General features: G+C 71.3%; 9 protein-coding genes. 7 read left to right on the forward strand and 2 right to left on the reverse strand.

Annotation, left to right across the window (positions count from 1 at the left end; translation table 11 throughout):
- Positions 1-136: 136 nt before the first annotated feature.
- The gene (locus IH09_RS26805) at positions 137-562 is read left to right on the forward strand and encodes a hypothetical protein (protein WP_052860046.1); all 426 of its coding nucleotides are present in this window, start codon (positions 137-139) and stop codon (positions 560-562) included.
- 547 nt (positions 563-1,109) lie between these two features.
- On the opposite strand, the gene IH09_RS26810 is transcribed toward IH09_RS26805, so the two are convergent.
- Complete coding sequence (locus IH09_RS26810) at positions 1,110-2,282, reverse strand: acyl-CoA dehydrogenase family protein (RefSeq protein ID WP_052860047.1); 1,173 nt, start codon at positions 2,280-2,282, stop codon at positions 1,110-1,112.
- A gap of 342 nt (positions 2,283-2,624) precedes the next feature.
- Here IH09_RS26810 and IH09_RS26815 point away from each other — a divergent pair, with 342 nt between their 5' ends.
- Entirely contained in the window at positions 2,625-3,926 is a 1,302-nt protein-coding gene (locus IH09_RS26815) for a glycoside hydrolase family 18 protein (protein WP_052860048.1), read from the forward strand.
- Positions 3,927-4,002: 76 nt separating this feature from the next.
- On the opposite strand, the gene IH09_RS26820 is transcribed toward IH09_RS26815, so the two are convergent.
- On the reverse strand, positions 4,003-4,659 hold the full coding sequence (locus IH09_RS26820; RefSeq protein ID WP_052860049.1) for a TetR/AcrR family transcriptional regulator: 657 nt from the start codon (positions 4,657-4,659) through the stop codon (positions 4,003-4,005).
- A 166-nt stretch (positions 4,660-4,825) separates the two neighbouring features.
- Here IH09_RS26820 and IH09_RS26825 point away from each other — a divergent pair, with 166 nt between their 5' ends.
- From IH09_RS26825 to IH09_RS26850, 5 genes are all read left to right on the forward strand, one after another.
- Positions 4,826-5,440: a DUF6230 family protein gene (locus IH09_RS26825; protein WP_052860050.1), complete on the forward strand. Its 615-nt coding sequence runs from the start codon at positions 4,826-4,828 to the stop codon at positions 5,438-5,440.
- Entirely contained in the window at positions 5,431-6,432 is a 1,002-nt protein-coding gene (locus IH09_RS26830) for a DUF6114 domain-containing protein (RefSeq protein WP_190233420.1), read from the forward strand. The genes IH09_RS26825 and IH09_RS26830 overlap by 10 nt, the downstream gene beginning before the upstream one ends.
- Before the next feature lie 134 nt (positions 6,433-6,566).
- Positions 6,567-7,799, forward strand: a complete 1,233-nt coding sequence (locus IH09_RS26835; RefSeq protein ID WP_052860051.1) for a GAF domain-containing protein — start codon at positions 6,567-6,569, stop codon at positions 7,797-7,799.
- A gap of 279 nt (positions 7,800-8,078) precedes the next feature.
- On the forward strand, positions 8,079-9,602 hold the full coding sequence (gene exaC / locus IH09_RS26840) for an acetaldehyde dehydrogenase ExaC (RefSeq protein WP_052860052.1): 1,524 nt from the start codon (positions 8,079-8,081) through the stop codon (positions 9,600-9,602).
- A gap of 629 nt (positions 9,603-10,231) precedes the next feature.
- Entirely contained in the window at positions 10,232-11,275 is a 1,044-nt protein-coding gene (locus IH09_RS26850; protein WP_190233421.1) for a hypothetical protein, read from the forward strand.
- Positions 11,276-12,356: the final 1,081 nt, after the last annotated feature.

Consider the following 12,356-nt stretch of genomic DNA (forward strand, 5'->3'; position numbering starts at 1 on the left):
TGTGATTAATGCCACATGCGTGACCCGGCGTCCTGTAGGGGGTGGCGATTATGCGCGCGGCATGAGGGGAATTGCTGCTGGTGGCCGGGGCCGCACGGCAGAGAAGTCGGCGGCCCGACCGGCCCACCCGAGGGGGATGGACATCATGCGACGCGCTCAGCAGGAATCCGCGGCGGCGAAGATCGACGCTCAGGAAGACGACTTCTTCGGCCTCGTCGACGACGACGGTGCGTACGAGCCTTTCGAAACGTTCGAGATGTACCGCGTGACCTGCCCGGACTGCGGGCAGCCGATCGCGCTGCTGGCGGACGAGGACACCCTTCCGGAGCATGCGCTGTGCCCCTCGCCGTGGAATCCGTTCGGTCTGACGGTGTGCCGGGGGTCGGGCCGCCCGGCGGCCGAGGCGCCGTCGTCCCAGGACACGACGGACGCTCAGGAACAGGACGCGGCCATGCTGCTGACGCTCCCGGAGAGCCTGGACTGGCGCCGGCAGCCGTTCTCGCACATCGGCGGGCCCGGCTCACGGCCGGCCCGGGTACCGGAAATACGCCGTTCGGCCTGATAGCGAGCGGTGGTCGGGGGCGGCGACCGCCACCGGCCCGCGCACCTCACCTCCGCACGTCGGCGCAGGAACGGTTCAGCGGCACCGGCCACCGGTACGGGCGGCCCGCCCCGGCGCGTCCGCACTCCGGGCACGGCAGGCACACCGGACCGCCGCCCGGCCGCCCACGGGCCGGCATTCATTCCGGCGCGGCGGGGAACTCGGCCTTACCAGGCGGGACTTGACCGCGGATACGGACGGAACGGGCCGAACCGCCACACCCCGACCGCCCGTCGAGCGGCCTCAGCCGTTCTCCTGCGCCCACTCCTCCGGCACGTGCGAGCACCGGTGGTACGCAGGTGCGCCCGGCCCGCGCCCCGGTGCGGAGAGCTGACGGTACGCCAGGAGGCAGCCGGGGGCTACCCCTCGGTCCGGGCCGCGCTCTCCGCCTCGGTACGCGGCGGAGCGGCGGGCGGACGATCCGGGCCGCGGCGCGCATCGACGGCCCGCCGCGAACCCTCTCAGGCGCCCCTCCCCCGCCCCGAACCGCCCCTCCCCGCCGGATTGTTCAGCGGGACTCGGGCCCCGCCAGGTGACGGGCGATGACCATCCGCTGGATCTGGTTGGTGCCCTCGACGATCTGGAGGACCTTGGCCTCGCGCATATAGCGCTCGGCCGGGAAGTCGGCGGTGTAGCCGTAGCCGCCCAGGAGTTGGACGGCGTCCGTGGTCACCCGCATCGCGGCGTCCGTGCAGAACAGCTTGGCCATCGCCGCCTCCTTGGAGAACGGCAGGTCCGCGTCGCGCAGCCGGGCGGCGGCAAGATACAGCGCACGGCCGGCCTCCACCTGGGTGGCCATGTCGGCGAGCATGAAGCGCAGCCCCTGGAAGTCGGCGATGGGGCGGCCGAATTGGTGGCGCGAGGCGACATAGCCGAGCGCCTCGTCCAGCGCCGCCTGGGCGACGCCGATGGCGCAGGCCGCGATGCCCAGCCGGCCGGAGTCCAGGGCCGAGAGGGCGATGGCGAAGCCCTGGCCCTCGTCGCCGAGGCGGCGGGAGTCGGGCACTCGGACGCCGTCGAAGTGCAGTTGGGCCGTCGGGGAGCCCTTCATGCCCATCTTGCGCTCGGGCTGTGCGGCGCTCAGGCCCTCGGCGTCGCCGGGGACCAGGAAGGCCGTGATACCGCGGGGACCGCTGACGCCGGTGCGGGCCAGGACGGTATAGAAATCGGCCACGCCGCCGTGCGTGATCCACGCCTTGGTGCCGTCCAGCGTCCAGGTGTCGCCGTCGCGGACGGCGCGCGTCGTCAGCGAGGCGGCGTCGGAGCCGGCGGACGGCTCGGACAGGCAGTACGCACCGAGGAGTCCGCCGCCGAGCATGGCCGGAAGGTGTTCGGCGCGCTGTTTCTCGCTGCCGTATCCGGCGAGCGCGTGGCAGGCGAGGGTGTGCACGCTGACGCCGAGGCCGACGGTGAGCCGGGCGGCGGCGAGCTCTTCCAGGACCTGGAGGTACACCTCGTAGGGCTGGTTTCCGCCGCCGAACTCCTCGGCGTACGGCAGCGAGAGCAGGCCGGACTCCGACAGCAGGGTGAAGATCTCGCGCGGGAAACGTCCGGCGTCCTCCTCTTCGGCGGCCGTGGGCGTGATCTCGCGCTCGGCGAGCTCGCGCACGAGCGTCAACAGGTCTCGGGCTTCCTCCGTGGGCAACCTGCGGTCCACCGGCCGGGGGCCGTATTCGGTCATGGCGGCGCTCTCCTCCCTGTCGGGCGCTTACGGCGACGCGCGCGCGGGGTGAGGTCGCGACGCCGATTTCCGGGTGCCGAGCCGATGATCGCCCCCCGGGTCACAGGGGGCCGTGACCTGCGGCTGCGGCGCTAGGAGTATGCCCGATCGGCGGCGCCACGTCACTGGTTGATCGTCACCGGCTGTCCGGTTCCGGCCCTTGCCCGACGGCCACGAAATTGGTCCGAACCATTGACCTCACTGGTCTAGTCCTTCTACCTTCTCCCCCAACGCTGAGCGCGTTCATGCCAAATCGGGACGCTGGTCAGACTCCATCCCTCGACCCCCCTCCGAGGAGACGACATGTTCAGACCGCACCATCGACGATCGCCGCGCAGGCTGATCGCCGCCGCCACCGCCCTGTGTACGGCCGCACTGGCCGGCACCCTGCTCGCCGGGTCGGCCTCCGCCCACCCCCTCGGCGCCCCCACCGCCGAGCGTGCGACCGCCACCACCACGGCCCACACCCCCGCGGCAGTCCCGGCGAAGCCGGCCGCCGCAGGCGGCAAGGTCGTCGGGTACTTCACCAACTGGGGCGTCTACCAGCGCAATTACCACGTCAAGAACATCGAGACCTCGGGTTCCGCGGACAAGCTGACGCACATCAACTACGCCTTCGGCAACGTCCAGGGCGGCCGGTGCGCCATCGGCGACTCATACGCCGACTACGACAAGGCGTACACCGCCGACACCAGCGTCGACGGCCAGGCCGACACCTGGGACAACGGCGCGCTGCGCGGCAACTTCAACCAGCTGCGCAAGCTCAAGAAGCTGCACCCCGGCCTCAAGGTGATCTGGTCGTTCGGCGGCTGGACCTGGTCGGGCGGCTTCACCGACGCCGCCAAGAACCCGGACGCGTTCGCCCAGTCCTGCCTCGACCTGGTCAAGGACCCCCGGTGGTCGGATGTCTTCGACGGGATCGACATCGACTGGGAGTACCCCAACGCCTGTGGTCTGACCTGTGACAGCAGCGGCAAGGACGCCTTCACCAACGTCATGAAGGCGGTGCGCGCCAAGTTCGGGCAGAACAACCTGGTGACCGCGGCGATCACCGCGGACGCCTCGGACGGCGGCAAGATGGAGGCCGCCGACTACGCGGGCGCGGCACAGTACGTCGACTGGTACAACGCGATGACGTACGACTACTTCGGTGGCTGGGACGCCAAGGGACCGACGGCGCCGCACTCCCCGCTGAGCGCGTACGACGGCATCCCGAAGGCCGGGTTCAACTCCACCGACACCATCACGAAGCTCAAGACCCTCGGTGTCCCGGCGGGCAAGCTGCTGCTGGGCATCGGCTTCTACGGCCGCGGCTGGCAGGGCGTCACCCAGGACGCACCGGGCGGTACGGCGACCGGCCCGGCCCCGGGCACGTACGAGGCGGGTATCGACGACTACAAGGTCATCAAGGACCGCTGCCCGGCCACCGGGAAGGTCGGCGGCACGGCCTACGCCAAGTGCGGTGACCAGTGGTGGAGTTACGACACTCCGGAGACCATCGGCACGAAGATGGCCTTCAAGGACGCGCAGGGCCTGGGCGGCACGTTCTTCTGGGAGCTGAGCGGTGACACCACGGGCGGCGAACTGATCAAGGCGATCAAGTAGCCACGGCGGCACATGCGCGATGAGGGCGGGAGGCGGTGGCCTCCCGCCCTTTCCCGCGCGGCGGCCGGACCGGACGCTACCGGGGCGGGCGCGGCGGCGCCGGGCAGCTCGGTTCGTACTCCTCGATGACCCGGAGCGTGTCGCCCAGGCCGCGTACCAGCAGTGCGGCCACCGTCTCGCGCGGCACCTTCTGTTCCGCGATCCAGTCGAGGGTGACGCCCTCCACACTGGAGAGCCAGCCGGTCAGCGCCGTACGGGCCAGCGGCGGGATGTCCTCCCGGCCCCAGGCCCCGAACGCGATGGTGGACAGCATCCGGGTGCGGACGGTGTCGCGGATCGCCAGGACCTCGGCGTCGAAGCCGACGCCGCCGGTGACGATGGCCCGGTAGGCCGCCTGATGGTGCTGGGCGTAGCGCAGATGACCGTCGACGATGTGCTGGACGCGCTCGGCCGGCGGCAGGCCGTGGGTGCTGCCGGCGCGCGCGACGAGTTCGGCCACCGCGTCCTCGATGATCGCGAGGTAATAGCCGCGCTTGTTCGTGAAGTAGTAGTAGATCAGGCCCTTGGCGACCCCGGCCTGGCGCGCGATGTCGTCCATGGACAGCGCGTCGTAGGAGGTGTCGGCGAACAGTTTCCGTCCGGTGGCTATCAGTTCGGCACGGCGCACCTGGGAGCGCTCGGTATCGCGGGCGGTCGGGCGGGTGGCCTGTCCGCGCTGTTGACTCTTATTCAAATTCGGCCCTAGTCTCCCGCTGTCACTAGTTTTCCGCAGTATGGCAGACCGCCATGACCTGCGACGCCGCTCCTGGCAGCGGCCCGGTGAAGCACTTCCCTCGCGCACCCGCACGTCTCCACGGCTGCGCCCGCAGCCGGTCGATCGCTGCCCCGGGGAGGACGCAGTGAGCACACCGTTTCGCCTATCGCCCGAGGGGCGGACCTCCTGGAAGAAGACCGCCGTGGCGGCGGTGCCCGCGCTGCTCGCCGTGGCCGCGATGGCGGCGGTGATGGCCGAGGGCGCACTCGCCGCGTCGTTCGCCGTGTCCGGCACCACCTTCCAGGTGTCGTCCGGCAAGCTGACCAGTTCGGGCCTGGCCTCGTATGTGCACACCGACCGGGACGCGGACGGTGCGGGCCATTCCGTGGCGCTGCTCGGCATCGGCCGGGCCGCGCTCACCGACATCTGCCAGTCGGCCGAGGTGAAGACGCCGCTGGGCCCCGTCGTGTTCAAGCTGACCGCGGGCGGCGCGGCCGGCCCGGTGCGGGCCGACAGCCTGGTCATCGACGGTGCGGATCTGGTGGGCGACGCCCGCTTCGGCACCGCCCAGATCGGCCGCGACGCCGCCTCGCTGGACGCCGTACCCGGAGTCGGCGGCCCGAAGGGAGACTTCGGGCTCCAGGCCGGGAACATCGAGGTCGCCGGCGTCAGGTCGCACGCCTGGTCGGCCACCGGTGGCAACTTCCGGCTCAAGGGGCTGCGGCTGAGCGTGAGCCTGGACGGTACGCAGTGTTTCTGAGTGCGTGGCGCGCCCGGTGCAGCGGCCGGCTCGACGCCCGGCTGCCGTGGCCCCGGCGGCGGGCGGCGCTGCGGCACTGGCGGCGGACCCGACCGTTCTGGGCCGGGCTGCTGCTCCTGCTGGGCGGCGCCGAACTGCTGCTGGTGCCGCTGTCGCCGCTGACCGTGATGGTGAGCCTGGGGCTCGGCGGGCTGGCCGCGCTGGGCATCGGCCTGGCGCTGATGGCGGCCGGCCTGTTCCTGTGGTGCGCACCAGCCGCGCACCACTACGTGAGCATCAACGCGCTGATCCTGTCGGTACTCTCCTTCGCCGCGACGAACCTCGGCGGCTTCCTGGTGGGCATGGGGCTGGGCATAGCGGGCAGCGCGATGGGGTTCGGATGGACGGTGGTACGGGAGGACGCGGGGAACCCCAGCGGAGCCGACGGGGCCGGGGGCGCGGCGGACGTTCCGGACCCGGCGCCGGCCCGCGGCGGTACGGCGCGCAAGGTGCTGGCCGTCGGGCTGCCGGTCGCCCTGCTGGCGGCCGTCGGCGGCCCGGCCCAGCGGGCCGGCGCGGCCGCGGTCCCGGCCCCGCGGACCCCGCCGACCGTGACCACCACGATGTTCGCACCCCGGGGCTTCACACTCGCCGGAGTCACCGAAGTGCCCACGGCCGGCGGGCCGCTCAAAGCGATGGTGCTGAGGATGACGGCGGCCTCGCTCACCGACTACCGGCTCACCACCCGCGACGGCGGTCCCGAACTGGGCCTGAGCGCCGACTCGTTGGATCTCCGCGGCGAGGTGACCCTGTATCTCACCCGGTTCAGCGGCTGCCTGGAGGGGCTGGTCTGTCTCACCTTCACCCCCGACACCCTCCCGGTGCCGCCGGTCGTCCCGCCGTTCGTCTTCATGACGCAGGTGGACGCCGAGCAGGCGCTGGTCACCGCGGACCTGATCGTCGCGAACGGGCTGCGGCTGCGGGCCGGCGACCACCGGGGCGCGGCCCCCTGATCCTGCCGCGCGGGCCGGCCCGGCGCGGCCCGGCCGGGTCCGTACATCCGTAGCAGTGCCGCCGGGGTTTACCGCCTCGCCGCGTACGAGCACCATCGGCGTACGGGGCGGCAGCGGCGGTGGAGAGGTGATACGTGGTCAACCCCTGGCTGGCGATGGAGGCGGGTGCCGACCCGGTGGAACGCACCCGCACGGTGCGACGGGCGCATGCGGCGTTCCTGGCCGGCGGGCCGGTGGCGCCACCGGTCCGCCGGGTGGTCGCCGACTCCTGGCGGCGGTCCGCCGCAGCGCGCGCCGCCTCGGACGGTGCCGCGCCGATCGAGCTGGACGGGCCCGCGCTGCGCGCCTACCGGGACGGGCATCCGCTCGCCCGCGCGATGCCCGTCTTCCGTGAACTGCTCGGCGCCATCGCCCATGACGCGGCGCATCTGCTGGCGGTCTGCGATCCGCAGGGGCGTCTGCTGTGGGTCGAGGGGCACCCCGGGGTGCGGCGCCGCGCGGAACGGATGCACTTCGTCGCCGGCGCCCGCTGGGACGAGCAGCACGCCGGCACCAACGCGCCGGGCACCGCGCTCGCCGCCGGCCACGCCGTCCAGATCTTCACGGCCGAGCACTACAACCGGCAGGTGCAGCCCTGGACGTGCGCGGCGGCTCCGCTGCACGATCCGCGCACCGGGCGGCTGCTCGGGGCGGTGGACATCTCCGGCGGCGACCATCTGGCGAGCCCGCACAGCCTGGCCCTGGTGCAGGCCACCGCGCGGGCGGCGGAGGCCCATCTCGCCTCTTCGGTCCGGGAGTCCGGGACCTGTCTGACGGCGCTGGGCCGGGACGAGGCGCTGCTCGTCGTGGACGGCGGTCCGCTGCGGCTCGGCCGCCGGCACAGCGAGATCATGACGCTGCTGGCCCACCACCCCGAAGGACTGACGGGAGATCAGCTCGCGGTGCTGCTGTACGGCGAGCGCGAGATGCGGCCGGTGACGCTGCGGGCCGAGATGTCCCGGCTGCGGCAGCTGGCCGGTCCGCTGCTCGCCTCGCGCCCGTACCGCCTCACCCGCCCGGTGACGACCGATCTCGACGCGGTCGAGGCGGAGTTGGCGGCCGGGGACTTGACGGCCGCGCTGGACGGCTACCGGGGGCCGCTGCTGCCGCTGTCGGAGGCGCCGGGCGTACGGCGGCTGCGCGCCGCGCTGGAGGACCGGCTGCGGCGCGCGCTCCTGAGCGCCCGCGACCCCGGCCAGCTGCTCCGGTGGTCCCGGACGCCGTGGGGCGAACACGACCTGGAGATCCACGAAGCCCTGGCGGCCGCCCTGCCATCGTATGCACCGGCCCGGACCGCCCCGGACCGAAGCCGCCGGCATCCCGCCTGACGGCCCGGCGTCCGGCACCGAACGCGCGACACGCCACGTCCGGCGTACAGCGATCCGGCGTAGGGCGTGCGGCGCCCGGCGCCCGGCGGCGATACGCCCCGCCCCGGGCCCGCGACCGGCCGGCCGGCCGTATGTGCCACGTACGGGCCCTCGCCCCGCCCCGTCCGCGGGGCGTGTCCGCGCAACGTTCACGCAACCTCCGCCGCCCTACACTGCGCGCACCGCCCGCCGCACGGGAGCGCCGGGCACCGCGAAGAGAGCGATTGGGAGGCCGCCCCCATGGCCCGTTACGCCAGCCCGGGTTCCGCCGATGCTGTGATGTCCTATCAGCCCCGCTACGACCACTGGATCGGCGGCGAGTTCGTGGCGCCCGCACTCGGCCGCTACTTCGAGAACCCGACCCCCGTCAACGGCCGGCCGTTCACCGAGATCGCGCGCGGCACCGCCGAGGACGTGGAGCGCGCGCTGGACGCGGCGCACGCGGCCGCGCCCGCCTGGGCCCGCACCTCCGCGGCCGACCGCGCCGTGATCCTCAACAAGATCGCCGACCGGATGGAGCAGCACCTCGAAGCGCTCGCGGTCGCCGAGAGCTGGGAGAACGGCAAGCCCGTACGGGAGACGCTGGCGGCCGACATCCCGCTCGCCATCGACCACTTCCGCTACTTCGCGGGCGCCGTACGCGCGCAGGAGGGGACCCTCTCGGAGATCGACCAGGACACCGTCGCGTACCACTTCCACGAACCGCTCGGGGTCGTCGCGCAGATCATCCCCTGGAACTTCCCCATCCTGATGGCGACGTGGAAGCTCGCCCCGGCGCTGGCCGCCGGCAACGCGGTGGTCCTCAAACCGGCCGAACAGACCCCCGCCTCGGTGCACTTCCTGATGAGTCTGATCGCCGATCTGCTGCCGCCCGGTGTCGTCAACATCGTCAACGGGTTCGGCGCCGAGGCCGGCAAGCCGCTGGCCTCCAGTCCGCGGGTGGCCAAGGTCGCGTTCACCGGTGAGACCACGACCGGGCGCCTGATCATGCAGTACGCCTCGGAGCATCTGCGGCCGGTGACGCTCGAACTGGGCGGCAAGAGCCCCAACATCTTCTTCGACGATGTCTCCTCCGCGGCGGACGACTTCCAGGACAAGGCGCTGGAGGGCTTCACCATGTTCGCCCTCAACCAGGGCGAGGTGTGCACCTGCCCGTCCCGTGCGCTGATCCAGCGCGGGCACTACCAGGACTTCCTGGCGGCCGGGGTGGCCCGCACCGAGAAGATCGTCCAGGGGCATCCGCTGGACACCGACACCATGATCGGCGCGCAGGCGTCCAACGACCAGCTGGAGAAGATCCTCTCCTATCTGGACATCGGCCAGAAGGAGGGCGCCCGCATCCTCACCGGCGGGGGCCGCGCCGAGCTGGGCGGGGAGCTGGAGGGCGGCTACTACGTCCGCCCGACGATCTTCGAGGGCACCAACGACATGCGGGTCTTCCAGGAAGAGATCTTCGGCCCGGTGGTGGCGGTGGCGCCGTTCACCGGCTTCGACGACGCGATCCGGATCGCCAACGACACGCTGTACGGCCTCGGCGCGGGCGTCTGGACCCGGGACGGCTCCACCGCCTACCGCGCAGGCCGCGCCATCCAGGCCGGCCGGGTGTGGACGAACTGCTACCACGCCTATCCCGCCCACGCCGCGTTCGGCGGCTACAAGCAGTCCGGCATCGGCCGGGAGAACCACAAGATGATGCTGGACCACTACCAGCAGACGAAGAACCTTCTGGTGTCGTACTCACCGAAGAAGCTGGGGTTCTTCTAGAGGCATGAGAAAAGGCGCCTGACCTGGGTTTTTGCCCGCCAGGCGCCTTTCGCTCGGCCTACTCGAAGCAAGGCCCGGTTTGCGTTGTGCCCCCCAGTTCCTCCCACTTCGATCCCGCTCCTGACCAGTACTTCCCGACCAGACACGGCACGGACCAAGACCCCGACTCACCCGGCGGGCGTGCCCCCCGGCTGACGCGGTCCCACTCCGGCTCCTGCGTGGACTGCTCGATGAGGCGATTGGCCTGTTCTCGCACGCCGTCCAGGAACTTGGCGCCGTGGCGGAAGAGAACCTCGACGCTCTGGCCGACCCGCCGGGCGCATTCCGCCGGGTCCACGCCGGAGTACAGCCGGAACGAGATCCCGGCGTGCCGCGGACCGTAGGGCCCCTCGGCCGGCCCGGAGGTGAGTTCCATGCGGGTTTGGACGTACTGCCGTAACCGTGCCCATGTCATGCCACAGGCCCCCGCGTCCACGTAGTTGCCGGCCTCGTCACGAGCCGCGGCGCCCGCCTCGTCCGGCTGGAAGTACCGCGAAGACTGCCCCTCCTCCTGTCCTTCCGGCCCTTCTCCCGCGTCCTCCGATGCCGTACTCCTGAGGCTGGGCGTCGTACGACAGGAGAAGGGACTCATGCGCGCGCAGAGGAAACAGCCGGAGAGGGCCATTCCGGCGGAGGAAGAGGCACGGCAGCGAACGGCGGTGCGGGGCTCGGTGCCCGCGGGCTGCATGGCCGTGGGCGGGGCGGCGGGCCTGTCCCCGGGGATGGTCGCGTCCTTGCAGCGGGCGGCCGGCAACGCCGCTGCCTCTACCGTCATCGCCCGCGCGAAGGCGACCGGTCCCCGTTCCACCGAGCGCAGGATCCTCGACAACCTGGAGGCAGGCGTCGAGCCCACCGCCGCCGACTTCGACGCGCTCGCCGCGAAGATGGCGAAGGGCCAGACGAAGGAGCGCGCGCGAGAGATCACGGCTTCGACGGAACGCGAATACGCCGAGATCCTCGGCAAGTTCGACGGGCCGCAACGCACTTCTCTCAAGGAAGCGATCGCGAGCTACACCCAGGACTCCGCGGCGATCAACACACACGCGCGAAGCGGGGCGAATACGCCGGGTGCGAAGGCCCAGGTGGACAAGGTCGACTCAGTGTTCACCCACTACAACGATGAGGACAGAGCCCTCACGGAAAAGAATCGGATCACCTACCGCCTTACGACCTACAAGCCCGAAAGAGGCGACCCCGAAGTCCCGTACGGCACGACCATCACCGTGGGCGACTACATCACCGACCCGGCCTTCGTCTCCGCCTCCGAGAACCGCCGCCTGCTGGTGGAAGGGGTCAATAACGCGAAGCCGGGAACCCGGTACGTGAAGTTCACCATCATCGGGTCCGGTGGGGCGAACATCGCGGGCGGATCCCCTTACACCAACGCGACGGAGGAGGCGATGCACAACCTGGACGCCCCCGGCGAGGGAATGGGCGCCAAACTCAAACGGGCCTTCGGGACGCCGCCCTCCGGGCAGGCCGAGATCCTCTACCCCCGCGATTCGGCGTTCCGCGTGGAGAAGATCTCCGCGAACGGCGACGACGTGCTCGTCGTGGTCCGGTCCTCTTCGCGGCAGGAGGCGGAGGCGACCGGCCGCGCCTTGAAGAACAGCTTCACCGGCAGTGAGGTATGAGCCCGTCCCTGACCTTCTCGCGGGCGTACCGGGGCAGATCCATACCGCCATGTTCACCACCTCATGGCAGTCGCGCCGATACGTCCGGGTCCCGCCGGGACATCAGCAACACCGCATGTCAAGGCTGTGGCGCCGGGCCGGCGAGCCCGTAGGCGGCGTCGACACTGCGGGGCGCGGCGTGCGGAGCCTCCTGAGCGGTGGTTGCTACTGATGTGCAGAGCACGGCCGCGCTGATGGCGAGTAGCACCCGTGGCGTCATCGGCTCCTCCTGGAGTCGAATCCCGTGCGCCTTCACCGGTTGCATCGGTACACCGACCGTCCCGGGGTGAGCCGGATCATCCGCCTGAGCGGATACACCGCCGTCGGAGAGATTCTGAAGCTCCGGCTCAGTGTGCCAGGGATCAGCTGGGAGCTACCGGCTCCGGGCTGCGGCAGCTGAGTTGCGCGCCTTCGTGTCACGTCTGCGGAGCTGGGCTCGCCGGTGGTCCCTCCCACAACCCGTTGGCCGGCAGCGTCGACTCGTCCCCCCTCCGGCGACCCGGGCGCCTGCCATCTCGTAGTAGAGCCAACTTCGACACCAGGCACCACGTGGCATTGGTCCAGTTCGTCAGCTGACCAGGACGGTGCCCGGACGCCGGTCCGCCAGTCGAGTGAGTGACCACTTCGAACCCCTGCGAAAGACGGGCCGTGTTCATGTCGGCACCGGGAGTCGAGGGCCGGTCTTGGAGGGCAAGGCCCAGCCACCGGGCGACAGCTACCTCGCGCGCCGCAGCGACCTCTTGGCCAGCTCGCGCGATCCGCGCAACGACGCCGCCCGGGAGTTTCCAAATATCGTTCTCAGCGAGCCGGATCGGTCGGCCCCGCGAGAGGGAGTCGCAGCGCTTCAGCAACTGCACGCAGGGCGGCGAAGGATGCTTCGGTCCGTGTGGTCGTCATACGCGGACAATAGCTGCGATGCGCTCCCTGAACGCATCGATGTCGGGGTGAGTCGGCGGCGGGAATCTCACCCGCCGCCGCTCTCAGAACCGTGCGGGAACCTCTCGGCTCACACGGCTCCCATCGCCCAGCCATCAGGTTTGAG

This window comes from Streptomyces celluloflavus (genome assembly GCA_000720995.1).
Taxonomy (GTDB): domain Bacteria; phylum Actinomycetota; class Actinomycetes; order Streptomycetales; family Streptomycetaceae; genus Streptomyces; species Streptomyces celluloflavus.

What these genes read in the sequence shown, in the direction of transcription:
- exaC (WP_052860052.1), top strand. Translation starts at nt 8,079, where the DNA reads ATGGCCCGTTACGCCAGCCCGGGTTCCGCCGATGCTGTGATGTCCTAT.
- IH09_RS26815 (WP_052860048.1), top strand. Translation starts at nt 2,625, where the DNA reads ATGTTCAGACCGCACCATCGACGATCGCCGCGCAGGCTGATCGCCGCC.
- IH09_RS26810 (WP_052860047.1), bottom strand. Translation starts at nt 2,282, where the DNA reads ATGACCGAATACGGCCCCCGGCCGGTGGACCGCAGGTTGCCCACGGAG.
- IH09_RS26805 (WP_052860046.1), top strand. Translation starts at nt 137, where the DNA reads ATGGACATCATGCGACGCGCTCAGCAGGAATCCGCGGCGGCGAAGATC.
- IH09_RS26850 (WP_190233421.1), top strand. Translation starts at nt 10,232, where the DNA reads ATGCGCGCGCAGAGGAAACAGCCGGAGAGGGCCATTCCGGCGGAGGAA.